Here is a 26,009-nt window from a genome sequence, read left to right as displayed (position 1 = left end):
ATGAAGGAGCTGCTGCCATGACATTGAACGCGTCGATAGGCGATGTCGCGCAGAACACGCCGCCGGGCCCTGACACGCCAGCGTTCACGATCGTGCCGTTGGCGGATCAGGGCGTACTCGTCGACTGCGGCGAGACCATCGATGTCGAGACCAACCGCTGGATCGACGCCGCGGCCCGCGCGGTGACCGCGGCGCAGCTCAGCGGCGTGACCGGCATCGTGCCCACCTATCGGTCGCTGGCGGTGGAGTACGACAGTCGCGCGATGACCCAGGCTGAGCTGATCGCGACGCTGGAGACGTTGCTGGGTGGGCTGAAGGTCACTCAAAGGCGCTATCGTCGGTTCCACATCCCGGTCGTCTACGGGGGCGAATTCGGCGTCGATTTCAACGATCTCTGCCGCCATCACGCCCTGACGAGCGAGGAGCTGATCGCGCTGCATACGGCGCCGGAATACCGCGTCTTCATGATCGGCTTCATGCCGGGCTTCGCCTACCTCGGGGGGCTGAATGACCGGCTGCATACGTCACGGCGGGAGACGCCGCGAACCTGGACGCCGGCTGGCAGCGTCAGCATCGGCGGCCAGCAGACCGCGGTGTCCTCGGTGGAAGCGCCGAGCGGCTGGCATCTGCTGGGGCGCACGCCGCTGCGTACCTTCGATGCCGGGCGCGAGCCGCCGATCCTGATTGAGGCCGGCGACAGCATCTGCTTCGAGGCGATCGATGGCGATGGCTTTCATGCCCTGCAGGCCGAACGTGACTGGCTGCCGAGATGGGAGTGGAGAACGTGAGCGAGACGGCAATGACAGCGGGGGCTTCGCTCCAGGTGGACGCCCCCGGCATGATGACCACCCTTCAGGATGGTGGACGGCAGGGGCAGGGGCATCTCGGCGTGCCGCCCTCCGGGGCACTGGACACGATGAGCCTGGCGCTGGCGAATGCGCTGGTCGGCAATGCGCCGGATACCGGCGCGCTCGAGATCACGCTGCTCGGCCCCACATTGGTGATGAAGGGAGGCGACTGCGCCGTGGCGGTGGCCGGCGACGCTGAGGTGCTGCACAACGATTGTCGCGTCGCCCCCTTTTGCTCGCTATGGTTGCGCGAGGGCGACGTGCTGACAGTGAGGCGCGTCGCCAGTGGCGCGAGAGCGTATCTGGCGGTGGCGGGTGGCTTCGTCGCTGCGCCGTTTCTGGGCAGCGTGGCGACGCTGGCGAGGGCCGGCATCGGTGGCTTTGCCGGCCGCCCCCTGGCGGCCGGTGACCAGCTGGGGCTGGCGACGCCGGGCGGCGGTGAAGCGAGCGTCGGTCGGCGTGGCGAGCAGCATCTGCCGCAGCGGGAAAAACGGGCGATCCGTGTGGTGCCCGGGCCGCAGGCCGGACACTTCTCTCGGGCCAAACAGGCGCGCTTCTTCTCCGCCGAGTGGACGATTTCCACGCTGGCCGACCGCATGGGGTATCGACTCACGGGCCCGGCGCTGGCCAGTGCCGGCGGACACAACATCGTCTCCGATGCGCTGCTGACCGGCAGCGTGCAGGTGCCCGGCGACGGCCAGCCGATCATCGCCATGAACGACCGCGGGACCACCGGCGGCTATCCCAAGATCGCCACCGTGATTCGGGCCGATCTGGCGCGCCTGGGGCAGATGAAGCCCGGCGACCGGCTGCGCTTCGAGGCGGTCGACGTTGCCCACGCCGAGACGCTCTGGCGCGGGCGTCAGGAGGCATTTCAGGCCTACCTGGATCGTCTGACCGGCTGAGTTACAGGGCGCCGCCACGACCATTATCATCCACGATCACCATCCACAGTCAGGGAATCGACGCGATGCAGACGCTGGACATCGACAGGATATTGCAGGGAACGCGCATCCAGAGCCTGGCGGGGCGGGCCTACCAGCAGCTTTTCGAAATGATTCAGCTTGGCAAGCTGCCGGCGGGAACGCTGCTGCAGGAGCGCAACCTGGCGGAGGCGCTGGAGATTTCGCGTACCCCGGTGCGCGAGGCGCTCAGCCGGCTAGAACACGAAGGCTTCGCGATTCGCGTGGCGCGTGGCCAGCTGGCGGTCAAGGCGCCGTCGGTCCACGAATACATGGAGATCCTGCGCGTGCGCGCGCTGCTCGAGGGCGACTCGGCGGCACAGGCGGCCAGACGACTCCCCCCGGAGGCGGTCGCGGTGCTGGAGCAGCAGGTCACCGCCCTGCTGGACACCCCGGCAGCGGCGCGCACCTCGGAGCATATGCACCGAGTCGACGACGCCCTGCACAACGGCATCGCCGAGGCCAGCGACAACCGGCTGCTGGCGCGGATGGTCGCCGACCTGCGCCTGAAGACGCGGGTATTCGATCTGGTCCAGGTGCCGGAGCGATTCGAACCCGGCTGTCATGAGCATCTGACTATTCTCGGCTGTCTGCGTGAGCGCGACAGCGAGGGTGCCAGGGCCGCGATGGAGACGCACATCGGCAACGTGCGCCAGAGCATCATCAGTCGGCTTGCGCACATCTGAGCGAGCGTCGTCTGGCGACGGCTGCTCACGCGGCGCCTTACGCCTGCACCAGCGTGGTCAGCAGTCTGACGCCTTCGACGAAATCCGCCAGGCGCATCGCCTCCTGCGGATTGTGGCTGCCGTGCTGGTTGCGCACGAACAGCATCTGGGTCGGCACCCCTGCCTGGGCAAAGGTCGCGGCGTCGTGGCCGGCGCCGCTTGGCAGCAGACAGTGCGATATTCGGTGCTCCACGGCGAGCTGCTGACAGCGCTGCGTCAGGGTCTCGCTCATCGGCGCCGGTAAGCTTGCGCTGCGCGGCCCGAGATCGAATCGCACGCCGCGTTCGGTGCCAATGCGCTCGACGATCTCATGCAGCGTTGCTTCCAGCTCGGCTAGCACGGCAGGGCTCCCGCTGCGGACGTCGAGGCAAAAGCCGACCTCGCCAGGAATCTTGCTGAAAGCGTGCTGCGCCGGCGGTGTTGCGATCTGTCCGACCGTCACGGTGGCGCGTTCGCCCCTCTGTTCCAGCTTCTCCCAGGTGTGTTCCAGCGCCATCGCCAGCTCGGCGAACGCCATCAGTGCGTCGTGACGGTAGGGCTTGGCGACGGCGCCGGAGTGTCCCCACTCGCCGAAGCAGCGCGCTTCGCGATACCGAAAGCTCCCGGCAATGCCGGTGACGATGCCAACCGCGAGTGCTTCGTTATCGAGCGTTGGCCCCTGCTCGATGTGCAGCTCCAGCATGCCTTGCAGGGCACGCTGGCCGAGCCAGTTCGCCCCCGTTGCCACGGCTTCCGGGTCGCCGCCGCAGTCGCGCATGTGCTCGGCGAGGGTGCGACCGGTATCGGCGCGCGTCAGTGACAGCACCTCGGGCGCCAGCCGCCCCAGCGCCGCCCGACTACCGAGATAGGAGGTGGGGAACCAGGTGCTCTCCTCGGCGCGGAAGACCGCAACGATGATGTCTCGGGGCGCGACGAGGTTCTGCCGGCGCAATGTCGCGATCACGCTGAGCCCGGCGATGACTCCGGCGGCACCATCGAAATTGCCGCCCTGGGGCACGGAGTCCAGGTGCGAGCCGATCACCCAGGCAGGGCGCTCGCGATCCGCCCCCGGGTAGACGGCGAAATGGTTGCCGGCGGCATCACGCTCGATGATCAGATCGAGCGACTCGGCGGTCTCGACGAACAGCGCATGGGCGCGCTGCTCGCCGGGCCCGTAGGCATCCCGGGTAATCCCGATACGTTCGGCGTCTGGCGCGGCCAGCCGGTCGAACAGCGTCTCGATCAGGGCGAGATCGATGGCATCGTGGCGCGTGGTAACCGCTGTCATGGGGTCGGGCTCGGCAAGGGGGAAGCGTCGCCAGCGGCGGCCAGTGCATCGGCATTGACGACGTGGGCCGGTCTTCCGCCCTGGCTGACGTCGATGATGTTGCGCGCGACCGCGATTGCCGTGCGCGACATGCTGGCGGCGGTAGACCCGCCGTTGTGGGGTGACACGACGACGTTGTCGAATGCCAGCAGCGGATGGTTATAGGGCATCGGTTCGACGGCGAAGACATCCAGCCCGGCACCGCCGAGGTGCCCCGACGCCAGGGCGTCGGCCAGCGCCTGCTCGTCCACGGTACCGCCGCGACCGGTATTGAGCAGCAGCGCCCCCGGTTTCATCCTGGCCAGTTCGGCGGCGCCGATCAGGTGACGGGTCCGTGCGTTGAGTCCCACGTGCACCGACACGACATCGGCGCGGGTCAGCAGCGCATCCAGTGTGGACGCGCGGCCAACGCCGGCAGCGGCGAGATCCGCCTCCGGCGCGTTGGGGGAGTACACCACGACCTGCATCCCGAGCCCCTTGGCCATCGCTGCCGTGCGTCGGCCGATATTGCCGAAACCGACGACACCGAAGGTCTGCCCGGCCAGCTCGATCAACGGCACGTTGTACTTGAAGGCGAAAAAGTCCCCCCCGCGCACGGTGCGATCGGCCAGCGGCAGGCGCCGTGCGCAGGCGAACATCAGCGCGATGGCGTGCTCGGCGACCGACTGGGCGTTGCTTCCGGGGGTGTTGGCCACCATCACGCCGTGCTCGGTGGCTGCGTCGACATCGATGGCGTTGACCCCCACGCCATGGACACCGATCACCTTGAGGGCCGAGGCGCGCTCGAGCATCTCGCGGGTGACGGCAGCGTTGCGCACGATCAGCGACTCGGCGTCGGTCAGCAGTTCGGTCAACGTGCGTTCGTCGGGGGCGGGGGCTTCGATCACACGAAGATCGGCGTGATGCAGGCTGGCGATGCCGTCCGGGTGGATGGGCTGAGCCACGACGCAGGTGAAGTCGGCCAAGCGGGTTCTCCCTGATGATTGTTGGCGGTGTCGCCGGCAATGATGCCGGAAACGTGGACGTCCCGTTGCAGCAAACCCGGGGCGCGGTATTGCATACTATTGGTATACCATGGCGATAGCATAGTCGAAACCCGGCGGGTGGGCGGCCCGGCGCTTCAGAACCTGACCCCTAACCATTTTTCAGGAGGACGCATGAGTCTCAGCGTGGATCTCAACTGTGACATGGGCGAGAGCTTCGCCGCATGGACGATGGGCGACGACCGGGCAATGCTCGATATCGTGACCACGGCCAACATCGCCTGCGGCTTTCACGCCGGCGACCCGATGGTGATGCACGACACGCTGACGCTGGCGCGTGAACGGGGCGTCCAGGTCGGGGCCCACCCGAGCTTCATGGATCTGGTGGGCTTTGGCCGCCGGCGCATCGAGGGCGAAACACCGCAGGATCTCGAAAAGCAGCTGATCTATCAGATCGGGGCGATGCGCGCGATGGCCGAGGCGGTCGACCATCCGATTCGCCACGTCAAGACGCACGGCGCGCTGGGCAACATGGCGGCGGAGGATCGCGAATTGGCGCTGGCGGTCTCGCGGGCGATCCGCGCCGTCGACGCTGACCTGATCCACCTCTGCATGCCGGGCATGCAGACCTCCGTGACCGCGCAGTCGCTCGGGTTGCAGGTAGGCAACGAGGTGTTCGCGGACCGCGCCTACGCCGACAACGGCAACCTGCTCTCGCGCAAGCTGCCCGGGGCGGTGATCCACGATCCGGATGCCGCCGCCGATCGCGTACTGCGCATGCTGGAAGCGCAGGCAGTGACGACGGTCTCCGGCAAGCAGTTTCCGCTCGCCATCGACAGTGTCTGTGTCCACGGTGATACCCCCGGTGCGGTCGCGATGGCCGACACGCTGCGACGGCGCCTCGAGAGCGCGGGCGTCGCCATCCGACCGATGGCCGACCTCGTCGCCTCGCGCTGAGCGCGCGACACCCTGCTCTTCACTTGTTTATGGGAACGCAACACCATGACTCAACTCGCCCAGCGGCTCGCCGTCGTCCGCCCCTCCGCCTCCATCGAGATCAGCCGTCGCGCCGCAGAGCTGCGCCGCGATGGCATCGATGTGATCTCGCTCTCCCAGGGCGAGCCGGACTTCGATACGCCGGAGCCGATCCGCGACGCTGCCAAGGCCGCGCTGGATGCCGGAACGACCCGCTACACCGACGTCGACGGCACGCCGGCGCTCAAGCAGGCTATCGCCGACAAGTTCCGTCGCGACAACGGCCTCGATTACCGTCTGGAAGAGATCAGCGTCGGCGCCGGCGGCAAGCAGGTCATCTTCAATGCGCTGATGGCGCTGGTCGATCCCGGTGACGAGGTGATCTTCGCGGCGCCGCACTGGGTCTCCTACCCGGACATGGTGCGCCTGGCCGGGGGCACGCCGAAGGCGCTGGCCTGCCCCGCTTCGTGCGGGTTCAAGCTCGGCGCGACACAGCTCGCCGAGGCGTTCACGCCGCAGACCAAGGTGCTGATTCTCAACTCGCCGGGGAATCCGACCGGGGCCGGCTATCGCCGCGACGAGCTGGCGGCCATCGCCGACGTGCTGCTCGCCAATCCTCAGGTCGTCGTGATCTGCGACGACATCTATGAGTATCTGGTGTTCGATGATTTTGCCTTCACCACCCTGGCCCAGGTCGAACCGGCGCTGAAATCGCGCACGCTGACGGTCAACGGCGTCTCCAAGGGGCATGCGATGACCGGCTGGCGCATCGGTTTCGGTGCCGGCCCGGCGGATCTGATCAAGGCCATGGCAGTGATGCAGTCCCAGACCACCTCCAACCCGGCGGCGGTGTCGCAGGCGGCAGCCGTGGCAGCACTGGCGCTGCCGCTCGACGAGATTCGTGCGCGCAATGCCATCTTCAGCGAACGGCGGGACCGCTGCCTGGCCGCGCTCGCGGCGATCGATGGGCTGAGCTGCCGACTGCCGGAGGGGGCGTTCTATCTCTTCCCCAACTGCGAGGCGCTGCTGGGGCGGCGAACGCCGGAAGGCGAGCTTCTCGAGCACGATCAGGATCTGGCCCGGTATCTCCTCGAAGCCGGGCGGGTGGCGGTGGTGCCGGGTAGCGCCTTCGGTCTGCCGGGCCACTTCCGGATCTCGTTCGCGACCGATACCGAGAGGCTCATGGAGGCGTGCCGGCGCATCGCTGCGGCCATTGCCTCGCTGCAGGCGGCGTAATCCTCCGATAGATCGGCGGTGCCGGGCGTCGCGAGACCCTCAGCGTGTCGAAGACACCCTGGCACAAACGACGCTGCCCGGCNNGGGCAGCGTCGTGTCGAGCAGGCTTGCGCGCGCATTCGGAGGTGAAATTAGCCCCGTTTGGACGCAGGCCTCGGCTCCGACATCAGCCCTTTGACCACGGCGTAACAGGCGATCAACAGCACCACCGTGAAGGGCAACCCGGTGGAGATGGCCGCCGCCTGGAGACCGCCGAGCCCGCCGCCAAGCAGCAGGGCGATGGCGATCGCGCCTTCGATCAGGCACCAGAACACCCGCTGTGACGTCGGCGCATCGACCTTGCCACCGGCGGTAATGGAGTCGATCACCAGCGAGCCGGAGTCCGAGGAGGTGACGAAGAACACGATCACCAGCACGATACCGACCACCGAGGTGAGCGTTGCCAGCGGTAGCTGATCGAGCATCACGAACAGCTTGATCTCGAGTGCCGCCTCCTGCACGCCCTGGAAACCGGTGATCAGCTGCTGGTAGATGGCGGTCTCGCCGAACGCCGTCATCCACAGTGCGGTGACCAGCGTCGGCACCAGCAGCACCGAGAACAGGAACTCACGCACGGTGCGGCCCCGGCTGACGCGGGCGAGGAACATGCCAACGAACGGCGTCCAGGAGAACCACCAGGCCCAGTAGAAGGCCGTCCAGCCCTGGCTGAAGCTCTCGTCCTCACGCCCGAACGGCATCGACAGTGCCGGGAGATGCTCGACATAGGCGCCGAGGTTGCGGAAATAGTCCGTGAGAATGGTCAGGGTCGGCCCGACCGAGATCATGAATACCAACAGGATCAGGGCGAGCCCCATGTTGAGCATCGAGAGACGCTGAATGCCCTTGTCGAGCCCGGCGAGTACCGAGAACAGGGCGATACCGGTGATCGTCATCACCAGCAGGACCATGCTGAGACTGTTGTCGGGGGTGCCGAACAGATAGTGCAGTCCCGCTGTTGCCTGAGAGGCGCCGTAGCCCAGCGACGTCGCCAGCCCGAACAGCGTCGAGAACACCGCCAGGATATCGACGACGTGCCCCGGCCAGCCCCAGATCCGGTCGCCGATCAGCGGATAGAAGATCGAGCGGATGGTCAGCGGCAGCCCCTTGTTATAGGCGAACAGCGCCAGCGCCAGTGCGACCACGCTGTAGGCTGCCCAGGCGTGCATCGTCCAGTGGAAAATGGTCGAGGCGAGCGCGAGCGAAATCGCCCCCTGCTCGTCCCCCGGCGCCCCGGCCAGGGGGGCGGCGGCGCTGCCCTCCAGCGAGGCGGCGAAGTGAGTCATCGGCTCGGAGACCCCGTAGAACACCAGGCCGATGCCCATGCCGGCGGCGAACAGCATCGAGAACCAGCCCAGATAGCCGTGATCGGGGCGGGCATCCGGGCCGCCGAGGCGGATTCTTCCGAGCGGGGAGAGGGCGAGGCCGATGCAGAGCAGCAGGAAGACGTTGCCCGCGAGCAGAAAGAACCAGGTCAGGTTGCCGGTGAGATAGTTGCGTACGCCATTGAGCAGCGGCTCGACATGATCCTGCAGCGACAGCATGACGAAGACGAACGCCAGTACCACCAGCGCCGAGATCGTGAAGACCTTGCCGTGGAGGTCGAAGCGCAGGCCGAAGGCCTCGGTTTCGATGTTGTCCTGACCGATGATGTAGTCGGTGTCGGCCAGATTGGTCGCGCCTTCGGGCTTGCGGATGCCGTCGGCATTGCCTGACGTTTCCGGATCGGATCTACCGGAGGCGTGACTGTCGGAAGGGGGATGGTCTGAAGTCGTTGTCATTGTTCGTTCCCAAAAGATGAAGGAATGTGTCTCGAGACGCGGCGGAAGAGGGGTGGGTGAGTGGCGAGCCGGCGAGCGCGGCGTCTTGCCGTGACGCAGGCGCGAGGGCCTCCGAGCTCGTGGCCGCGGACGGACGAAGTGTCGAAAACTATCGTAACTGGCCTTTCGGCGCCAATCGTGACCGCTGCGTCAAGGTGTCGGCAGGCGAGGGTTCCGGCATTGAATTACCGATATATGTCGATTATTCTCGACATATGGAAACGAAAATTGCCACCGAGCGCTTCGCGGCGCTCTCCCAGTCCACGCGCCTCGAGGCCTTCCGGCTGCTGGTGCGCCATGAACCCGAGGGGCTGCCGGCGGGGGAGATCGCTCGCCATCTCGAGGTCCCGCACAACACGCTCTCCTCGCACCTGTCGATCCTTGCGCAGGCAGGGTGGGTCATGTCCCGTCGACAGGGCCGTTCGATCGTCTACCGTGCGGATCTCGGCTGCATGCGGGAGACGCTGAACTTTCTGGTTCGCGACTGCTGCGACGGCAACTCCGAGGTTTGTGACCCCTTTCTGACAGCGCTCGGCGGCTGTCTTCCTTCTGATAACGACGAGCGCCAAGAGAACCGGGAGTGACGGCATGCCAACAGTGATCTACCACAACCCCGACTGCGGAACCTCGCGCAATGCGCTGGCGATGATCGAGGCCTCCGGCGAGTCGCCGCAGGTGATCGAGTATCTCGTGACGCCGCCGAGCCGCGAGCGCCTGGTCGAGCTGATCTCGATGATGGGGATCACGCCCCGGGCGCTGTTGCGGCAGAAGGGAACGCCCTTCGACGAGCTCGGTCTCGACGACCCGGCGCGCTCGGACGAGGCGCTGATTGACGCCATGCTCGCCCACCCGATTCTGATCAACCGCCCGATCGTCGTCACCGACAGGGGCGCGAGGCTCTGCCGTCCCTCCGAGCGGGTGCTGGCGCTGCTCGACAACCCGGTCGCCCGCTTCACCAAGGAAGATGGCGAGATCGTGCACGCCGATGGGGACACGCATGAGTGATCAGCCAGCGACCGATGCCAGTCACCCCGGCGCTCCTGACGACCTGCCCAATATCGATGAGGGCGCGCTGGCGCCGATCGAGTTCGAGGCGCTGGCCGGCGCGGGTGACCCGGTTCATCCGCCGCGGATTCTGGTGCTCTATGGCTCGCTGCGCGAGCGCTCCTTTTCGCGTCTGCTCTCCGAAGAGGCGGGGCGTCTGCTGCGCCGGTACGGCTGCGAGGTGCAAAGCTTCGACCCGGCCGGACTGCCGCTGCCGGACGATGCCGAGGCGGATCATCCCCGGGTGAAAACGCTGCGCGAGCTGGCCGAGTGGTGCGATGGCATGCTCTGGGTCAGCCCGGAGCGCCATGGCGCCATGACTGGCGTGATGAAGGCGCAGATCGACTGGATTCCGTTGGCCCTCGGCGGCGTTCGCCCGACCCAGGGCAAGACGCTGGCCGTGATGGAAGTTTCCGGCGGGAGTCAGAGTTTCAACGCGGTCAATCAGCTGCGCATCCTCGGGCGCTGGATGCGCATGATCACCATCCCCAACCAGTCGTCGGTGCCGCGGGCGTTCGACGAGTTCGATGACGCGGGGCGAATGAAGCCTTCGCCGCTCTACCACCGCGTGGTCGATGTCTGTGAGGAACTGGTGAAATTCACGTGGTTGACCCGCGGACGCTCGGCCTACCTGACGGATCGCTATTCGGAACGGGTGGAGAGCGCCGAAGCGGTCTCTCGACGCGTCAACCAGACCCGCCACTAGGGGGCGCGTGATTCATGCTGGCACTGAGCATTTTCATCGTCACGCTGATTCTGGTGATCTGGCAGCCTCGCGGGTTGGGCATCGGCTGGAGTGCGCTGGGTGGGGCGCTGGTGGCGCTCGCCGTCGGGGTCGTGCAGCCCGAGGATATCGGCGTGGTATGGGATATCGTGTGGGACGCCACCTTCACTTTCGTGGCCCTGATCATCATCTCGCTGATTCTTGATGCAGCGGGATTCTTCGCATGGGCGGCGCTGCACGTCGCGCGATGGGGGGGCGGACGAGGCCATCGGCTGTTTCCGCTGGTGGTGGTGCTGGGCGCGGTGATCGCCGCGTTCTTCGCCAACGATGGCGCCGCGCTGCTGCTGACGCCGATCGTGATCGCGATCCTGCTGCGTCTGGACTTCCCGCCTCCGGCGGCACTGGCCTTCATCATTGCCACGGGCTTTGTAGCCGACACCACCAGCCTGCCGCTGGTGATCTCCAACCTGGTCAATATCGTCAGCGCCAACTACTTCGAGATCGGCTTCGACCGCTACGCGGCGGTGATGATTCCCGTCGATCTGGCATCGCTGGCGGCGACGCTCGGGGTGCTCTGGGTGGCCTTCGGTCGGCGAATTCCACGGCGCTATGCACTGGAGGCACTCGAGTCGCCACGCTCGGCGATTCTCGACCCGCTGGTCTTTCGCGCCGCCTTTCCACTGCTCGCTGTGCTGCTCCTGGCCTATTTCGTCACCGCCCCGCTCGGTATCCCCATCGCTCTGGTCACCGGCGCGGGAGCACTCGTGTTGATGGCGATTGCCGGGCGCTGGTGGCAGTGCGGCCGGGGCGCGGTCGTTTCGGTGAGCGCAGCGCTCAGAGGCGCCCCCTGGCAGATCGTGCTCTTCTCGATCGGCATGTATCTGGTGGTCTACGGGCTCGGCAACGCAGGGCTGACCGACTATGGTGCTCGCGCGCTCGCGTGGCTGGCGGGGCAAGGGAATACGGTGGCAACGATAGGAACCGGTTTTCTCTCCGCACTCGTCGCCTCAATCATGAACAACATGCCGTCGACGCTGGTCGGGGCGCTGGCGATCGACCGCGCCGAGCTGCCGGCGATGACCCAGGAGCTGATGATCTACGCCAACGTGATCGGCAATGACCTGGGACCGAAATTCACCCCCATCGGCAGTCTGGCAACGCTGCTCTGGCTGCACGTGCTGGCAGGCAAGGGCTATCGCATCGGCTGGGGGCAGTACATGAAGATCGGCCTGCTGATCACGCCGCCGGTCCTTTTGACCGCCCTCGTGGCGCTGCTGCTCTGGCTGCCGGTGCTCGGTAGCGCCTGAGGGCTTGCCGACTTTCCTGCGAGAGAAGGTGGCGCCTCGGACGTCATCGGCGCGTCACGAGGGAGAGGCGATAGTGGGAGCCGCGAGCGTTTCCTCAACGTGGCGATTCTCGGCAGGCATCCGCCTGTACCTGGGCCGTCCGTCAAACATCGCCTGTCAAAAGGTCGCCCTCGAAGAGACCGCCCGCGAAGTCCATCGTCCCTGGAGTCGTCGACCGTGCGTGATTCCTGTTCCCACCGCTGGGCTGAGATCGCCCGCGCCTTTCTGCTGCTCGGGATGACTGCCTTCGGTGGGCCGGTGGCGCATCTCGGCTATTTTCGTGAGGCGTTCGTTGTGCGCCGCGGCTGGTTGGACGATCGCGATTTCGCCGATCTGATTGCGCTTTGCCAGTTCCTGCCCGGCCCTGCCAGCAGCCAGGTCGGCTTCGCGTTGGGCTGGCGCCGCGGCGGACTGGTCGGCGCACTGATCGCCTGGAGCGCCTTCACCCTGCCTTCAGCGATCGCGTTGGTGGCCGCCGCCGCGGGGGCGGCCCATCTCGGCGGCGAATGGGGACAGGCCCTGATTCAGGGGTTGAAGCTCGTCGCCGTTGCCGTAGTGGCCCATGCCGTCTGGCAGATGGCCGGCCGGCTCTGTCCCGACCGCCTGCGGATAGGCATCGCGCTGGCGGCGGTGTTCGCCAGCGTCACGCTCGGCGGCACGCTGGGCCAGCTCAGTGCCATCGTGCTCGGCGCCGCGGTCGGGCTTTGCGGGTGCCCGCCGGCGCCGGCGGGCAGCCAAAGCCGGGATATTGGCTTCTCTACCCGATTGAGCGCCCCGGCGCTGGCGTTCTTTCTCGCGCTGCTGCTCGGACTGCCGCTCGCCGCGGCGTGGAGCGGTGGGTTCGTTGTCGTGGCGGATGCCTTCTACCGCGCTGGGGCGCTGGTGTTCGGCGGCGGCCACGTGGTGCTGCCGCTGCTGCAGAGCGAGGTGGTCGCGCCGGGTTGGGTCTCGGAGCCCACCTTCATCACCGGCTATGGCCTGGCACAGGCGGTGCCGGGGCCGCTCTTTACTTTCGCGGCCTATCTCGGTGCCTCGCTGGCACCCGGCGGGGCGGGCTGGGCGACGGCGGCGCTGGCCACGGTGATGATCTTCCTGCCGGGGATGCTGCTGCTGATTGGCGTGCTGCCCCACTGGGAGCGGCTCCGCGCGTCCTCGCGGGCCCAGCGTCTGATCCAGGGCAGCAACGCCGCCGTGGTCGGCATTCTGGGCGCGGCGCTGTTCGATCCGATCTGGCGCAGTGGCGTCGTCGCCCCGATCGACTTCGCGCTGGCGCTGACGGGCTTTCTGCTGCTGAGCGTCTGGCGCTGGCCGGCGTGGGGCGTGGTGATCCTGCTGGTGATGGCCCGCGTCGTGGTCGGCGCGGGCACGGGGGGCTAGCCCGGCGCCGCGAGACGGCGCCGACACGACGCGCAGCATTACATGCTGACCAGGTTCTCCCACCAGCGCTTGATCGACAGCCACCAGTCGGGCGCCTCTTCACGGGCTTCACGGTCGCTACCCACGTAGACGGTGGCGGTGAGGCCGGCGGAGAGCTTGGTCCCTTCGGGGATGTCGTCGAGGGCGATGCGGACCGGGATACGCTGAGACAGCCGGACCCAGTCGAAGGAGGCGTTGACGTTGGCGAGGCCGCTGTTCTGATTGCCCAGGCTGCCGTCACTGATGCCGCGTGCGTAGCTGTCGACATGGCCCCAGATCGGCGCGTCGCTCGCGAGCAGCTGGACTCGTACCGGCTGGCCGATCTCGATGCTGTCGAGCTTGGTCTCTTCGAAGTAGCCGAGCGCATAGAACGAGTTGGCATCCACCAGCGTCAGCGCCTGCGTACCGACGCTGATGTACTGGCCCGGCCGTAGCAGCAGATTGGTGACGTAGCCGTCGACCGGTGCACGCACCGTCGCGCGTTCCAGGTCGAGCTGGGCACGCTCGACCTTCACTCTGGCGGCACGCACCGCTGCCTCGGCGCTGGCCTGGCTGAAGCGGGCATTGTCACGGTTCTCCTGCGAGACATAGTCGTTGAGCCGCTGGCGCCGGCTGTTGGCTGCCTGGGCCTCGTCGCGCTGCTGCTCGAGCTGGTTGAGCGACGCCTGGGCATCGTCGAGGGCGAGCTGGTAGCGCCGCTTGTCGATGGTGAACAGCACGTCACCCTTCTCGACGTAGTCATTGTCATGAGTCTCGATACCGTCGACCAGCCCGGCGACATCGGTGCCGAGGTTGACCACGTCGGCGCGGATGCGCCCGTCACGTGTCCAGGGATCGTGCATGTAGTGATCCCATATCTCGGCGACGGCGACGATGGCCGCGGCGACAAGCAGCAGCGTCAGCAGCAATCGAACCGTTTTGCGAAGTCCGGTGGGCCAGTTCATCGTTGATTTGTCCTCATCCAGCGATCCTCATCCTGCTATCGGTAGTGCGCCGCCAAGCATCAGGACGGCCCACAGCAGCAGTGCGTAAAGTGCGATATCCAGCAGTACCGGCTGCCAGAACCAGTGATAGACCCCGAACCGCACGAACAGCCGGCGCAGCAACAGATAGACGCCGAGCGCCAGTAACACCGGTACCGCCAGCGGTGGCAGCAAGAATCCCATGAACGACCATTCAGCCAGCATGTGACGTCTCTCCGTGCGTGGCAGGGTTGTCGGTAGCCGAATCGCCGCTCGCCTCGAGCCGGGCGCCCGGGGCCTGGCGCATCAAATGGCTGAGCATGGCGACCTCGCCAATGGTGGCGATGGGCAGATTCGCCTCCCGGTACAGCGTGTCGACCCACGCCATGCCTTCATCGGCCAGCGCCCGCCAGACCACCGGGTCGTGGCGCGGCCGGGCCACCAGCCGCTCGCCGATATCGGCAAGCCAGGCCGCCAGCGCCTGCCGGTGCGGGCCCAGTTCATGGAGGAGTCGCCGGATGCGCCAGACACAGAGGGCCAAGGCGTGCAGATCCACCGCTTCGCGCAGGGTGTCGTCCTTGCCACCGAGGGCGATCAGCCGACCGAGTCGATCGTAGAGCCGGCTCTCCAGGCGCGCGCGGTTGGGCAGGCTGGGTTCACGAAGCAACCGTCCGAGCCCGCGCCAGTAGGCGCGCATCAGCGTATCGATGCGCTCTTCCGGGCTTCGCTGGCGCAGCAGCGAGTAAGTGAGCATCGCCGCGATCGTGCCGATGACCGAGGCAAGCCCCCCGTTGATGTAGCTCGCCGGCGAAAAATTGTACGTCGAGTGCAGGTTGAGCAGCGTCATCATGGTGATCGCCCCCGACATTCCGATCGCCGACCAGCGCAGGTGAGGGGTCATCAGCGTGCCGATGGTCACGGGCACGGCAAGGGCGATGGCGAGCAGCGGAAAGCCGTTGATGACCGGCATGACCAGAAACAGCAGAATACCGCCGAAGAACACCGCCGAGAGTGTGCCCCACAGAAACTGATAGACCACCGCCGCCGGGTTCGGCGCCTTGGCGAACAGCATGGTGAAAACACCGAGCAGCATCATGGCGAGATAGCCCGAGTGCCAGCCGCTGTGAATCCAGAAAACCCCCAGCGCCTCGAAGGCGATAAAGACGCGAAAGGCATTGAAGCGGGCCACGAAGTGCTCGTTGTGGTTGGCGCGGGGGCGCCGATTGCGCGGCAGCGTCCTGACGCGGGTCGAGGCCGGGTCGTCGAGGGCGTGGCGCAGCCGCTGGCCGTGCTGGGCCAGGGAGAGCACCTCGCCCAGCCGTTGACGCACCAGTTCGGCGCGAGCGCGGGTTCGTGGCTCGACGGGCTCGTCGCCCCAGTCCAACACGTCGAGTACCTGGCGCTCGGCGGGTTCGGCGTCGGGTGCCGACTCGATGGCGCGTAGCCGGGGTATCGCCTGCGCCTTGAGCGGCTCGAGCCAGTGCTCGCCGTCGTCGCACTCGCGCAGTCGGTCCAGCGCTGTCTCGAGTTCGCGCACGGCCGTGATCAGCGCCAGGCTGTCGCTGGCGAAACGATCCAGCGCGGGAATGAAGTGGCTCAGCCGCCGAGTCTCCAGCCGAGTCAGGCCGCGCAGTGATTCAAACTGCTGGTGCCGATTGAGCAGCGTCTTGAGTTCGGCATCGCGGCGCTCTCTGGGGCGGGCGGATTCGAGGCAGGCGAGCGTTTCGCCAGCGGCCTGCGAGAGGAGCGCCGACAGTGCGCCCGGCAGCGCCCGACTCCCGTAACGCGGAGCGATCGCCACGTGCACGATCAGGGCACAGCCAATGCCCAGGGCCGTCTCGCTGAAGCGCCCCACGGCAATGGACCAGATGTCTTCTACCCCGGTACCGATGGCCGTCAGGGAGACCAGCGTCGAGGTATAGCCGCTGAGCATCATCACATAGGCCAGATACTCGTCTGGCTCGAGGATCACCCAGTACAGGCAGAACGCCAGCCAGGCACCGGAGAAGAGCAGGTAGAGCATCGGCTGCTGACCGAAGAGTCCGATCGTCACCAGGCCCACGATGGCGCCAAACAGCGTGCCGAAGAGTCGCGCCACGCTGCGTCCGATGATGATGCCGATGGGCGGCGTCCCCCCGGTGAACATGACCGGCTGAAGGGTGACGATCATCACGGCCAGGATCGCCCAGGCAGGCTGATAGAGATCCAGACGCATGGAGAGAAAGAGCGCCAGCCAGACGGCCAGCACGGTTCTCAGCGCCAGTAACCCGTGATCGGCAGTGATTCGGCTCATAAATAACCAAAGCCCGCGAGTGACGAGCACTCGCGGGACACAATAAATGAATAAAAGTTAGGCTGCGAAGTGTTACATCAAAGCGCGCCGCTGTCCACCGCCGTGCCAGGCGCTGAACAAGGTTATCGCCCATCGCGACGCCCTCTTGAGCGGGGTGCGATCGGCAGCGGGGCCGACGAGACGCTCGCCTCTCTCGCCTACCCGGATCATCGCGAAGCGCCAACGAAAAAAGGCCACCCCAGGGGGTGGCCGAAAGCAAGCGCGCTAGGGCGCTCATCACTGACAAGTCATGACCGACGACAGGTCGAGCTGTGCGTCGCCAGTCGACAATGCGCGATGAGGACGCCGGGAACCGGCGCCCTCGGGCGGGGCTAGAAGCGGTAGCCGATGCCGCCCATGACGACGACCGGGTCGATATTCACCGTGGTGTCGTAGGAGTCACCACCGATCGTCGCCGTGGTGTCGGACTCGATGTCGAGATACCAGGCGGCGGCGTTGAGCGACCAGTGTTCGTCGATGAGCAGATCGACGCCGAGCTGCGCCGCGGCGCCCCAGGAATCGTCCATGTCGAGGCTGCCGCCATCGACCTTCTCGTCGGAGAAGTGGGTGTAGTTGACCCCGGCGCCGACGTAGGGCTGAACCCATGCATCGGTACCGCCGAGCGGATAGTACTGGAGCGTCAGGGTCGGCGGCAGGTGCTTGGTCGAGGCGATATTGGCGCCGTCGAGATTGACCTGATGTTCGAAGCGCTGAGCGGCGAGTAGCTCGACGCCCCAGTTGTCGAGGAAGCGATAGCCCAGGGTAAAGGCGAATCCACTCTCGTCGTCGACGTCGATCTTGTCGACGCCGATGGCATCGAAATCGCCGTTATCGCTCTTGGGCGACACCTTGGCCACACCGATGTGGGTGAACCAGTCGCCCGCGCCGTAGGCGAAAGCCGGGGTCTGGTATCCCGCGGCGAAAAGGGCAGCGACGGTCGAAAGAGCGATGAGAGAGCGGCGGGGCAGTGCTGGCATGGCGGCGTTTCCTTGATCATCCCGTTGTTATCGACCGGCGCTGGCCGGTAGCGATGAGATCAGGCTACGCCGGAATAACCTTATGGAGTATGTGGTTATTTGTCGCAATGGTCGCTCTCGATGCATCCGGAATTGCTCTATTTTGGTGCACAGAGCCGATTAACTATCTAAAACGGTGCATGAAAGGATGGCGTCGCCGCCATATTGAGCCCTTTATTTACAATAAATATCTGTTTTTAATGTAGTTTTTAAAATATGGCCCGATTTTCTCATTGATTAATTACCAAGTCGGGTCTCTAAGATCTGTAAATCTTGAACAGCACAGTGCGCCCATTGGCGTTTGGCAATGAAGCCTGGATGTCTCCTCGACGTCCGGGCTTTTTTTGTGGATGAAAATCATGACACTGGAATTACCCATCGGGGTGCTCTACTCCACTTCAGGCACCTACCAGCGCATTAGTCGACACGCGCGACAGGGGGCCTTGCGCGCCGTGGAAGAGGTCAATCGGCAGCCGGGAGGGGTCCGCCTGGTCGTTCATGAAGCCGATCCCCGTGGCCAGCTCGAGGCTTACCACGATGGCGTCGAGTCGCTGCTCCGGCGGGGAGTTCGTCATGTGGTGGGGACGACCACATCGGCGAGCCGCAAGGATATCGTTCCCGATCTTGAGCGGGCGGGGGCGCTGCTCTGGTACGCCAGCCCCTACGAGGGCTTCGAGTGCAGCGAAAGTGTGGTCTACCTGGGGGGAAGCCCCAATCAGAACCTGGTACCTCTGCTCGAGTACGTGCTGCGGGCCTACGGCAAACGGGGCGTATTGATCGGCTCCAACTATGTGTGGGGCTGGGAAAGCAACCGTATCGCTCGTGAACTGATCGATGCCGCAGCGGGCGAGGTCATCGGGGAGAAGTACTACCACTTCGGCGATAGCGACTTCGCCACTCTGATCGAGCAGATTCTGGCCAGCGATAGCGATTTCGTGCTCAACAATCTGCTTGGCGAATCTTCCTACTTCTTTCTCGAGCAGCTCAATACCGCCTGTGCCCGGGTCGGACGGCGGTTGCCGGTTCTCAGCTGCAACTTCACCGAATGCGAGCTGCCGGCGATTTCTCATTTGAGCCATCTTCGGCTGCTTTCCAGCGGCCCGTGGTTTGACGTTCCCGGCAACGCCTTCAGTGCGCAGCAGCGCGTGCGCGGCGACGGTCAGCGGTTCTCGAGCTGCTACACCTGCGCCTATACCGCGGTGATGCTGCTTGCCCGCGCCTGTGAAGCGATCGGCGATGATGACCCCGAAGCGGTGCTGACCTGGCTTCAGCGCGGACCGCAGGAGACGCCGCTGGGAAGACTGGCACTGCAGTCGCACAACAATCATCTGACGTTACCCAACTACATCGCCGAGGCGCAGGCGGGACGCTTCGAGGTCGTTTATCGCCAGCCGAACGCGATCGAGGCGGACCCCTATCTGACCGGCACCTCGATGGTGCGATTCCACGATCTGGCGGCACCCGCGCCGGTCGTGCCCGACCTGAAGGTAGTGAAATGAGCGCCAGCGACGTCCTGCCTCACCTGCTGCTGATCGATTGCGAGGTCCGCTCGCTGACAATGCTCAATAAAAGTCTCGATCGCCTGGGACTGCGCTCGCTGGCGGTCGACGACGATGCGCCCTGTGCGCTGGAGGCGGTCAGCGGCGTGATCGTCGAACTCGATCACTTCAACAGCGAACGATTGCTCGCCAGGGTCCGCGGCGCGGGGATTCCGATCATCGCCATGACGCACCATCAGACGCTTTCGCAGATTGAGCGCGCGGTGCGGCTGGGGGCGACGGCGATTCTTAACAAGCCGATCACTCAAAGCACGGTCTACACGACGCTGGCGATGGCGAAAGCGCTGCGGCAGCAGGCCGTGGCACTGGAGGCGGCGAATCATCAGTTGGCGCAGCGCCTCAGTGCTCAGGGCGCCATTGCGCGCGCGGTGGCCAGGCTGATGGTGGCGTTGTCGTGCGATGAGTCGCAGGCCTTCGAGCGGCTGCGCGGCGAGGCCATGGACGCGCAGCTCACACTGGAGGACGCGGCCGAGAGACTGTTAGAGCAGTGCCGGGATCGGCGACCGCAGGAAGGAGCAGCCTCATGAATCTGTTGATGGCGCTACTCAAGCGCAAGAGCGTGGCAGCCTCGCTGCTGTTCATTCTGATCGTGGTGGTCGCCGCTGTCTTTGCCCCCTGGCTGGCCCCCTACGATCCCACTCGTCAGTTCTTCGACGGCCTGACCCTTGAGGGGGCGCCGCTGCCGCCCAACGCCGATTTCTATTTTGGCACGGACCTGCTGGGCCGTGATCTGCTGTCCCGGATCATCTACGGCGCGCGGACGTCGCTGATCATCGGCGTCGTCTCCAACGGCATTGCCGTGATTATCGGCACTCTGGTGGGCGTCACGGCGGGATTCGTGCGCGGCTGGACCGGCTCGATCCTAATGCGTCTGACCGACCTGATGATGTCCTTTCCGGCGCTGCTGCTGGCGATTGCGCTAGCCGCCATTCTGCGACCCAGCCTGTGGATCGTGGCGCTGGTCATCGCCATGGTGAACTGGGTGCAGATCGCGCGGGTGATCTATTCGGAGACGATCTCCATCGCGGCCAAGGATTTCGTCGCGGTAGAGCGGACCATTGGTGCCAGCTCGCTGCGCATCCTGCTTTCCCATCTGCTGCCCCACCTGCTGCCGACCATCCTGGTCTGGGCAACACTCGGTATCTCTACCACGGTGCTGCTGGAAGCCACGCTCTCGTTTCTGGGGGTGGGCGTGCAGCCGCCGATGCCGAGCTGGGGCAACATCATCTTCGAGAGTCAGACCTACTTCACCTCGGCGTTGTGGCTGGTGCTGTTTCCGGGTGTCGCCATCGTCGCACTGTCGCTGAGCTTCAATCTCGTGGGCGACGCCCTGCGCGACGAGCTCGACCCAACGTTGAAGGGGAGACTCTGACATGGCCTGGTACATCGCCAAGCGACTTTTCTACGCGGCACTGATCCTGCTCGGTGTGAGCTTCATCACCTATCTGCTGCTGTTCCTGATTCCCGCCGACCCGGCGCGCCAGATCGCCGGGCGCAGTGCCACGCCGGAGGTGGTCGCCAACATTCGCCATCAGCTGGGGCTGGACCTGCCCTTCTACGAGCAGTACCTGCGCTACCTCTGGCAGCTGCTGCATGGCGATCTGGGGCGCTCCTACGTTCAGCGCTCCCAGGTCAGCGATCTGATGGCGGCCCGTATCGGGCCCACGCTACAGCTCATGGCCGCCGGTATCGGGTTCGAGCTGCTGATCGGTATTTCGCTGGGGCTTGTCGCGGCGATCAAGCGTAACTCGGGGCTGGACCGTGCACTGATGGCGTTCTCGTTCATCGGCGTCTCGTCGCCGCATTTCATCGCCGCCATGCTCGCGCTCTACTTCTTTGCGGTGAAACTCGGCTGGTTCCCGCTCGGCGGCTACGGCGGAATCGAGCACCTGCTGCTTCCGGCGATCACGCTGGGTGTGCTGGGCAGCGGCTGGTACTCACGCATGGTGCGTTCGTCGATGATCGAGGTGCTGCATCAGGACTTTATTCGCACGGCGCGTGCCAAGGGGCTGACTCGGGTTCGCGTGCTGCTCCGGCATGTACTGCCCAACGCGATCATCCCGGTGATTCCGATGATCGGTATCGATATCGGCATCTTCATGAGCGGGCTGGTGGTGGTGGAGTCGGTGTTCGGCTGGCCGGGGCTCGGTCAGCTCGCCTGGCAGGCGATTCAACAGGTGGACATTCCGATCATCGTCGGGGTGACCACGCTGTCGGCGGTGGCCATCGTGCTGGGCAATCTGGTGGCCGATCTGGCCGTGCTGCTCGTCGATCCGCGCATCGACGTCAAGAACAGCTAACAACGAAGTCTGGCAATGCGGTAGCAAGCGTATCTATCGACACAACAAGGAAAAGCCAACATGCATAAGGTTCTCAAGGGGTTTGCACTAACGGCAATGGCGGTCGCGATCAGCGGAGCCGTTCAGGCACAGGAAACGCCCAAGCCGGGCGGCGAGGTCATCGTCACCTACCAGAACGATGTCGCGACGCTGGATCCGGCCATCGGCTACGACTGGCAGAACTGGTCGATGATCAAGTCGCTCTTCGACGGCCTGATGGACTACGAGCCGGGGACCACCAACCTGGTGCCGGATCTCGCAGAGCGCTACGAGATCTCCGATGACGGCATGACCTACACCTTCCATCTCCGTGAGGGGGTGACGTTTCACAACGGTCGTGAAATGACCGCCGCTGACGTCAAGTACTCGCTGGAGCGCACGATCAATCCGCAGACGCAGAGCCCCGGCGCCGGCTTCTTCTCCTCGATCGTCGGCTTCGATGCGGTGTCCAGCGGCGATGCCACGACGCTGAGTGGGGTCACGACGCCGGACGACTACACCGTCGAGATCACGCTGAGCGCCCCGGACGCCACCTTCCTGCATCTGATGGCACTCAACTTCGCGTCGGTGGTTCCCAAGGAGGCCGTCGAGGAGTGGGGGCGTGACTTCGGCAAGCATCCGGTGGGCACCGGCGCCTTCAAGCTGGACGACTGGGCGCTCGGCCAGCGTCTGACCTTCGTCAAAAACGAGGACTACTACCGCGACGGTATCCCCTACATCGATCAGATCGACTTCGAGATCGGTCAGGAACCCAATGTGGCCCTGCTGCGGCTACAGCGTGGCGAGGTCGACATCGCCGGCGACGGCATCCCGCCCGCTCAATTCCTGCAGTCACGACAGGACCCCGAGTTCCAGAAGCTGATGGTCATCGGCGATCAGCTGCACACCGGCTACATGACGCTGAACGTTACGATACCGCCGCTGGACAATCTGAAGGTTCGCCAGGCGATTAACATGGCGATCAACAAAGAGCGCATCGTGCGGGTCATCAATGGCCGTGCGGCGCCGACCAATCAGCCGCTGCCGCCCGCGATGCCGGGCTACGACAGCGATTACGAAGGCCTTTCTTACGACGTGGAACAGGCGCGGGCGCTGCTCGAGGAGGCCGGTTACGGTGACGGTTTCGAGACCGAACTCTACGTGATGAATACCGATCCGCAGCCGCGCATCGCCCAGGCAATCCAGCAGGATCTATCGCAGATCGGCGTCCAGGCCGAGATCAAGTCGCTGGCCCAGGCGAATGTCATTGCGGCCGGCGGTGAGCAGAGCCAGGCACCGATGATCTGGTCCGGCGGCATGGCCTGGATCGCCGACTTCCCCGATCCCTCCAACTTCTGGGGGCCGATCCTGGGCTGCGAGGGTGCCGTGCCGGGCGGCTGGAACTGGGCCTGGTACTGCAACGAGGAACTCGACGCTCGCGCCGAAGAAGCCAATGCCATGGTCGAGCCGGACCAGCGCGAGGAGCGGGCCAGAATATGGGGTGAGATCTTCACGACCGCGATGGACGATGCGCCCTGGGTGCCGATCTTCAACGAGAAACGCTTCACCGTGCATTCGGCGCGAATGGGTGGCGACGACGCCCTCTATGTCGATCCGGTTCACGTGCCAGTCAACTACGACTACATCTGGGTGAAATGATGTGTGACAACGGGCTGATCAAGACCATTCATGGTCATCACTCGCATCTGGGTTGGGACAACGCCAACACGCCGGTCGCGCACGTCGCGCCCGGCACCACCCTGAGCTTCGAGTGCAAGGACTCCGCCGATGGCCACTTCACCGCGAGATCGACCGTGGAGTCAGTGGCCGCGATGCCGTTCGACCGGATCAACCCGGTCACGGGGCCGATCTTCGTCGATGGCGCGGAGCCGGGCGATATCCTGAGCGTCAAGATCGAGGAGTTCACCCCGTCCGGCTTCGGCTGGACGGCCAACATTCCCGGCTTCGGCCTGCTGGCGGATCAGTTCGTCACGCCCGCCCTGGCGCTGTGGCAGTACGATACCCGGACCCTGGCACCGGCGGCGTTCGGCGAACACGCGCGAGTACCGCTCAAGCCCTTCGCCGGGACGATCGGCGTCGCGCCCGCGGAATCCGGAACGCACTCGATCGTCCCGCCGCGGCGTGTCGGCGGCAATCTCGATATCCGCGATATCACCGTCGGCTGCACGCTCTATCTGCCAGTGGAGGTGGCGGGGGCACTGTTTTCGATCGGTGACACTCACGCGGCGCAGGGCGATGGCGAGGTGTGTGGCACCGCACTCGAGAGCGCCATGGACGTCACGCTGACACTGGATGTCATCAAGCAGACGCCACTGGCAATGCCGCGCTTCTCGACCCCGGGGCCGGTCACGCGGCATCTCGATGCTGCCGGTTACGAGGTCTTTACCGGGATCGGCAGCGACTTGATGAGCGGCGCGCGCCAGGCGCTTTCGGGCGCGATCGACTGGCTGGTCAAGACGCGCAACATGCCGGCCGAGCAGGCCTACATGCTCTGTTCGGTCTGCGGCGACCTGCGCATCAGCGAAATCGTCGATCAGCCCAACTGGGTGGTGTCGTTCTACGTGCCGCGCATCGTCTTCGAGTGAGTGACGCCATGAATTCGTCAAAGCCCCCCCTTAACGCGCCCGTGCTGGCCGTCGAACGGCTGTCGATCGATATCTCACACGGGACAGGCAACGCGCAGCGGGTCGTCGATGATCTCAGCTTCAACCTGCAGGCCGGCCGTACGCTCTGCATCGCCGGCGAATCCGGGAGCGGTAAATCGCTCTCGTCGCTGGCGATCATGGGGCTTTTGCCCAAGGTGGCGCAGTTGTCGAGCGGCGCGATCCTCTATCAGGACCGCGACCTGCTGGGGCTGCCGGACCGCCAGATGTCGCGGCTACGCGGGCGTGATATCGCGATGATCTTCCAGGAACCGATGACCTCGCTCAATCCGCTAATGAGTGTGGGCAAGCAGCTCGAAGAGACGATTCGACGGCACAAGCTGGATGAAGGCGGCGGGGCAACACGCCGGGCGAGGGAGATACTCGAGGCGGTACGCATGCCGCACGTCGAGAAACGGCTTCGACAGTACCCCCACGAACTCTCCGGCGGCATGCGCCAGCGGGTGATGATCGCCATGGCGATGGTCTGTCGGCCCAAGGTGCTGATTGCCGACGAGCCCACCACGGCGCTCGATGTCACCATCCAGGCCCAGATTCTCGAGCTGATGCGCGAGCTGCAGCAGGAGCTGGGTACGGCGCTGTTGATGATTACGCACGATATGGGCGTGGTCGCCGAGATGGCGGACGACGTGGTGGTCATGAATCGCGGCGTGGTCGAGGAGCAGGCAGGCGCGCGTGAACTGTTCAGCGCACCGCGTTCCGACTACACGCGCAAGCTACTGGCGGCGGTACCCCGACTCGGCACCGCTCCCGAACTCGCTTCCCAGGCGCAGCGCCCGCGTGTGCTTGAGGTCGGGGATCTCAATGTTCGCTTTCCGGTGCAGCGCCAGTCGCCATTTGCCAAGGCGACCGAAGTGCGCGCCGTCGAGGGTGTCAGCTTCGCGCTGGGGGCCGGCGAGACCCTGGGGCTGGTGGGTGAAAGCGGCTGCGGCAAGTCGACGACCGGTAAGGCCCTGATGAACATGCTGGCCTATTCCGGCAGCGTGAAGCTCGACGGCCGCGAGCTCAACGGTCTCAAGGGCGGTGCACTTAAGGCGATTCGGCGCGAAATCCAGATGATCTTTCAGGATCCCTTCGCGGCGCTCAATCAGCGCAAGACCGTAGGGGAGCTGATCGGCGAGCCACTGCTGGTCCACGGGTTGGCCGATAGTGCCGGCCGACGCCAGCGGGTCGCCGAGTTGCTGGAACAGGTCGGTCTGTCAGCCGACGCCGCTGCGCGCTACCCGCACCAGTTCTCCGGCGGCCAGCGCCAGCGTATCTGCATCGCTCGGGCACTGTCGCTGGAGCCGCGGGTCATCATCGCCGACGAGCCGGTGTCGGCATTGGATGTCTCGGTTCAGGCACAGGTGCTGGCGCTGATGAAATCGCTGCAGGATCGGCTGGGACTGAGCTATCTGTTCATCTCCCACGATATGGCCGTGGTCGAACAGGTCTGCCACCGGGTAGCGGTCATGTACTGTGGACAGATCGTTGAAATCGGTAGCTGTCAGCAGGTGCTGCATGATCCACGACACCCCTATACCCGGCGGCTCCTGTCGGCGGTGCCAATGCCGGATGTCGATCACAAACGTGACTTTCGCGCCCTGTTACAGGCCAGTGAGGTGCCGGATCCCATCAAACCGCGCGGCTATCAGGCGACGCCGCTCGAGTACCTTGAGCCGCAGGCGGGGCATTTCGTGGCGCGCACGGAAGCAGGTTCTCTCTCCCTGGTGTGAGC

General features: G+C 65.3%; 24 protein-coding genes and 1 pseudogene. 18 read left to right on the top strand and 7 right to left on the bottom strand.

Annotation, left to right across the window (positions count from 1 at the left end):
- The first annotated feature begins 17 nt into the window (after window positions 1-17).
- From pxpB to DOM41_RS00530, 3 genes are all read left to right on the top strand, one after another.
- Window positions 18-788 (top strand): 5-oxoprolinase subunit PxpB, encoded by a 771-nt coding sequence (pxpB, locus tag DOM41_RS00540; protein WP_110684894.1) that lies wholly within the window; start codon window positions 18-20, stop codon window positions 786-788.
- Complete coding sequence (locus DOM41_RS00535; RefSeq protein ID WP_223160892.1) at window positions 785-1,753, top strand: 5-oxoprolinase subunit C family protein; 969 nt, start codon at window positions 785-787, stop codon at window positions 1,751-1,753. Before pxpB ends, DOM41_RS00535 begins: the two co-directional genes overlap by 4 nt.
- A gap of 65 nt (window positions 1,754-1,818) precedes the next feature.
- The gene (locus DOM41_RS00530; protein WP_110684892.1) at window positions 1,819-2,496 is read left to right on the top strand and encodes a GntR family transcriptional regulator; all 678 of its coding nucleotides are present in this window, start codon (window positions 1,819-1,821) and stop codon (window positions 2,494-2,496) included.
- A gap of 37 nt (window positions 2,497-2,533) precedes the next feature.
- On the opposite strand, the gene DOM41_RS00525 is transcribed toward DOM41_RS00530, so the two are convergent.
- Together DOM41_RS00525 and DOM41_RS00520 are read right to left on the bottom strand one after the other, a co-directional pair.
- The gene (locus DOM41_RS00525; RefSeq protein ID WP_110684891.1) at window positions 2,534-3,802 is read right to left on the bottom strand and encodes a Zn-dependent hydrolase; all 1,269 of its coding nucleotides are present in this window, start codon (window positions 3,800-3,802) and stop codon (window positions 2,534-2,536) included.
- A complete protein-coding gene (locus DOM41_RS00520; RefSeq protein WP_157956805.1) occupies window positions 3,799-4,806 on the bottom strand; it encodes a hydroxyacid dehydrogenase in 1,008 nt (335 codons plus the stop codon). The genes DOM41_RS00525 and DOM41_RS00520 overlap by 4 nt, the downstream gene beginning before the upstream one ends.
- A 192-nt stretch (window positions 4,807-4,998) precedes the next feature.
- On the opposite strand from DOM41_RS00520, the gene DOM41_RS00515 reads away from it, so the two are divergent.
- The gene (locus tag DOM41_RS00515; protein WP_110684889.1) at window positions 4,999-5,781 is read left to right on the top strand and encodes a LamB/YcsF family protein; all 783 of its coding nucleotides are present in this window, start codon (window positions 4,999-5,001) and stop codon (window positions 5,779-5,781) included.
- Between the two features lie 45 nt (window positions 5,782-5,826).
- Window positions 5,827-7,035 carry a pyridoxal phosphate-dependent aminotransferase gene (locus tag DOM41_RS00510; protein WP_110684888.1) on the top strand — a complete coding sequence of 403 codons (1,209 nt, stop codon included), beginning with the start codon at window positions 5,827-5,829 and terminating at the stop codon, window positions 7,033-7,035.
- Between the two features lie 131 nt (window positions 7,036-7,166).
- Here DOM41_RS00510 and DOM41_RS00505 read toward each other — a convergent pair whose 3' ends face one another.
- Window positions 7,167-8,852 (bottom strand): BCCT family transporter, encoded by a 1,686-nt coding sequence (locus tag DOM41_RS00505; protein ID WP_110684887.1) that lies wholly within the window; start codon window positions 8,850-8,852, stop codon window positions 7,167-7,169.
- Between the two features lie 254 nt (window positions 8,853-9,106).
- Between DOM41_RS00505 and DOM41_RS00500 the strand changes: the two genes are divergently transcribed.
- The 5 genes from DOM41_RS00500 to chrA all read left to right on the top strand — a co-directional run bounded on the left by DOM41_RS00500 (window position 9,107) and on the right by chrA (window position 13,382).
- Window positions 9,107-9,475, top strand: coding sequence for an ArsR/SmtB family transcription factor (locus tag DOM41_RS00500; protein WP_110684886.1), 369 nt, complete (start codon window positions 9,107-9,109; stop codon window positions 9,473-9,475).
- Window positions 9,476-9,479: 4 nt separating this feature from the next.
- Entirely contained in the window at window positions 9,480-9,896 is a 417-nt protein-coding gene (gene arsC / locus DOM41_RS00495; protein WP_110684885.1) for an arsenate reductase (glutaredoxin), read from the top strand.
- Window positions 9,889-10,641 carry an arsenical resistance protein ArsH gene (arsH, locus tag DOM41_RS00490; protein WP_110684884.1) on the top strand — a complete coding sequence of 251 codons (753 nt, stop codon included), beginning with the start codon at window positions 9,889-9,891 and terminating at the stop codon, window positions 10,639-10,641. Before arsC ends, arsH begins: the two co-directional genes overlap by 8 nt.
- A gap of 14 nt (window positions 10,642-10,655) precedes the next feature.
- A complete protein-coding gene (locus tag DOM41_RS00485) occupies window positions 10,656-11,966 on the top strand; it encodes an arsenic transporter (protein ID WP_110684883.1) in 1,311 nt (436 codons plus the stop codon).
- A gap of 216 nt (window positions 11,967-12,182) precedes the next feature.
- Entirely contained in the window at window positions 12,183-13,382 is a 1,200-nt protein-coding gene (chrA, locus tag DOM41_RS00480) for a chromate efflux transporter (RefSeq protein ID WP_280951193.1), read from the top strand.
- A gap of 38 nt (window positions 13,383-13,420) precedes the next feature.
- On the opposite strand, the gene DOM41_RS00475 is transcribed toward chrA, so the two are convergent.
- The 4 genes from DOM41_RS00475 to DOM41_RS00460 all read right to left on the bottom strand — a co-directional run bounded on the left by DOM41_RS00475 (window position 13,421) and on the right by DOM41_RS00460 (window position 17,692).
- Window positions 13,421-14,365 (bottom strand): efflux RND transporter periplasmic adaptor subunit, encoded by a 945-nt coding sequence (locus DOM41_RS00475; protein ID WP_110684882.1) that lies wholly within the window; start codon window positions 14,363-14,365, stop codon window positions 13,421-13,423.
- Between the two features lie 27 nt (window positions 14,366-14,392).
- Complete coding sequence (locus DOM41_RS00470) at window positions 14,393-14,608, bottom strand: DUF1656 domain-containing protein (protein WP_110684881.1); 216 nt, start codon at window positions 14,606-14,608, stop codon at window positions 14,393-14,395.
- Window positions 14,598-16,676, bottom strand: a complete 2,079-nt coding sequence (locus DOM41_RS00465; RefSeq protein ID WP_110684880.1) for an FUSC family protein — start codon at window positions 16,674-16,676, stop codon at window positions 14,598-14,600. Before DOM41_RS00465 ends, DOM41_RS00470 begins: the two co-directional genes overlap by 11 nt.
- A gap of 371 nt (window positions 16,677-17,047) precedes the next feature.
- Entirely contained in the window at window positions 17,048-17,692 is a 645-nt protein-coding gene (locus tag DOM41_RS00460; RefSeq protein WP_110684879.1) for an OmpW/AlkL family protein, read from the bottom strand.
- 398 nt (window positions 17,693-18,090) lie between these two features.
- Here DOM41_RS00460 and DOM41_RS00455 point away from each other — a divergent pair, with 398 nt between their 5' ends.
- The 8 genes and pseudogenes from DOM41_RS00455 (at window position 18,091) to DOM41_RS00425 (ending at window position 26,007) form a co-directional block, all read left to right on the top strand.
- Window positions 18,091-19,230, top strand: coding sequence for a transporter substrate-binding protein (locus DOM41_RS00455; protein ID WP_110684878.1), 1,140 nt, complete (start codon window positions 18,091-18,093; stop codon window positions 19,228-19,230).
- On the top strand, window positions 19,227-19,817 hold the full coding sequence (locus DOM41_RS00450; protein ID WP_110684877.1) for an ANTAR domain-containing response regulator: 591 nt from the start codon (window positions 19,227-19,229) through the stop codon (window positions 19,815-19,817). Before DOM41_RS00455 ends, DOM41_RS00450 begins: the two co-directional genes overlap by 4 nt.
- Window positions 19,814-19,933, top strand: a pseudogene (locus tag DOM41_RS17905) (ABC transporter permease); the annotation flags it as partial. The gene DOM41_RS00450 and the pseudogene DOM41_RS17905, both read left to right, overlap by 4 nt.
- A gap of 222 nt (window positions 19,934-20,155) precedes the next feature.
- The gene (locus DOM41_RS17900; protein ID WP_425353262.1) at window positions 20,156-20,662 is read left to right on the top strand and encodes an ABC transporter permease; all 507 of its coding nucleotides are present in this window, start codon (window positions 20,156-20,158) and stop codon (window positions 20,660-20,662) included.
- A 1-nt stretch (window position 20,663) separates the two neighbouring features.
- On the top strand, window positions 20,664-21,590 hold the full coding sequence (locus tag DOM41_RS00440; RefSeq protein WP_110684875.1) for an ABC transporter permease: 927 nt from the start codon (window positions 20,664-20,666) through the stop codon (window positions 21,588-21,590).
- A gap of 60 nt (window positions 21,591-21,650) precedes the next feature.
- Window positions 21,651-23,267, top strand: coding sequence for an ABC transporter substrate-binding protein (locus DOM41_RS00435; RefSeq protein WP_110684874.1), 1,617 nt, complete (start codon window positions 21,651-21,653; stop codon window positions 23,265-23,267).
- On the top strand, window positions 23,264-24,214 hold the full coding sequence (locus DOM41_RS00430; RefSeq protein WP_245391683.1) for an acetamidase/formamidase family protein: 951 nt from the start codon (window positions 23,264-23,266) through the stop codon (window positions 24,212-24,214). Before DOM41_RS00435 ends, DOM41_RS00430 begins: the two co-directional genes overlap by 4 nt.
- Window positions 24,215-24,222: 8 nt before the next feature.
- Window positions 24,223-26,007 (top strand): ABC transporter ATP-binding protein, encoded by a 1,785-nt coding sequence (locus tag DOM41_RS00425; protein ID WP_110684872.1) that lies wholly within the window; start codon window positions 24,223-24,225, stop codon window positions 26,005-26,007.
- Window positions 26,008-26,009: the final 2 nt, after the last annotated feature.

This window comes from Salinicola aestuarinus (assembly GCF_003206645.1).
GTDB lineage: Bacteria > Pseudomonadota > Gammaproteobacteria > Pseudomonadales > Halomonadaceae > Salinicola > Salinicola aestuarinus.
Note: the sequence above shows the minus strand (reverse complement) of the source record. Positions and strands in the feature narration are given on the sequence as shown.

Coding starts and splice junctions, on each gene's coding strand:
- pxpB (WP_110684894.1), top strand. CDS start 18: ATGACATTGAACGCGTCGATAGGCGATGTCGCGCAGAACACGCCGCCG.
- DOM41_RS00530 (WP_110684892.1), top strand. CDS start 1,819: ATGCAGACGCTGGACATCGACAGGATATTGCAGGGAACGCGCATCCAG.
- DOM41_RS00525 (WP_110684891.1), bottom strand. CDS start 3,802: ATGACAGCGGTTACCACGCGCCACGATGCCATCGATCTCGCCCTGATC.
- DOM41_RS00515 (WP_110684889.1), top strand. CDS start 4,999: ATGAGTCTCAGCGTGGATCTCAACTGTGACATGGGCGAGAGCTTCGCC.
- DOM41_RS00510 (WP_110684888.1), top strand. CDS start 5,827: ATGACTCAACTCGCCCAGCGGCTCGCCGTCGTCCGCCCCTCCGCCTCC.
- DOM41_RS00505 (WP_110684887.1), bottom strand. CDS start 8,852: ATGACAACGACTTCAGACCATCCCCCTTCCGACAGTCACGCCTCCGGT.
- DOM41_RS00500 (WP_110684886.1), top strand. CDS start 9,107: ATGGAAACGAAAATTGCCACCGAGCGCTTCGCGGCGCTCTCCCAGTCC.
- arsC (WP_110684885.1), top strand. CDS start 9,480: ATGCCAACAGTGATCTACCACAACCCCGACTGCGGAACCTCGCGCAAT.
- arsH (WP_110684884.1), top strand. CDS start 9,889: ATGAGTGATCAGCCAGCGACCGATGCCAGTCACCCCGGCGCTCCTGAC.
- DOM41_RS00485 (WP_110684883.1), top strand. CDS start 10,656: ATGCTGGCACTGAGCATTTTCATCGTCACGCTGATTCTGGTGATCTGG.
- DOM41_RS00475 (WP_110684882.1), bottom strand. CDS start 14,365: ATGAACTGGCCCACCGGACTTCGCAAAACGGTTCGATTGCTGCTGACG.
- DOM41_RS00470 (WP_110684881.1), bottom strand. CDS start 14,608: ATGCTGGCTGAATGGTCGTTCATGGGATTCTTGCTGCCACCGCTGGCG.
- DOM41_RS00465 (WP_110684880.1), bottom strand. CDS start 16,676: ATGAGCCGAATCACTGCCGATCACGGGTTACTGGCGCTGAGAACCGTG.
- DOM41_RS00460 (WP_110684879.1), bottom strand. CDS start 17,692: ATGCCAGCACTGCCCCGCCGCTCTCTCATCGCTCTTTCGACCGTCGCT.
- DOM41_RS00455 (WP_110684878.1), top strand. CDS start 18,091: ATGACACTGGAATTACCCATCGGGGTGCTCTACTCCACTTCAGGCACC.
- DOM41_RS00450 (WP_110684877.1), top strand. CDS start 19,227: ATGAGCGCCAGCGACGTCCTGCCTCACCTGCTGCTGATCGATTGCGAG.
- DOM41_RS17900 (WP_425353262.1), top strand. CDS start 20,156: ATGCGTCTGACCGACCTGATGATGTCCTTTCCGGCGCTGCTGCTGGCG.
- DOM41_RS00440 (WP_110684875.1), top strand. CDS start 20,664: ATGGCCTGGTACATCGCCAAGCGACTTTTCTACGCGGCACTGATCCTG.
- DOM41_RS00435 (WP_110684874.1), top strand. CDS start 21,651: ATGCATAAGGTTCTCAAGGGGTTTGCACTAACGGCAATGGCGGTCGCG.
- DOM41_RS00430 (WP_245391683.1), top strand. CDS start 23,264: ATGATGTGTGACAACGGGCTGATCAAGACCATTCATGGTCATCACTCG.
- DOM41_RS00425 (WP_110684872.1), top strand. CDS start 24,223: ATGAATTCGTCAAAGCCCCCCCTTAACGCGCCCGTGCTGGCCGTCGAA.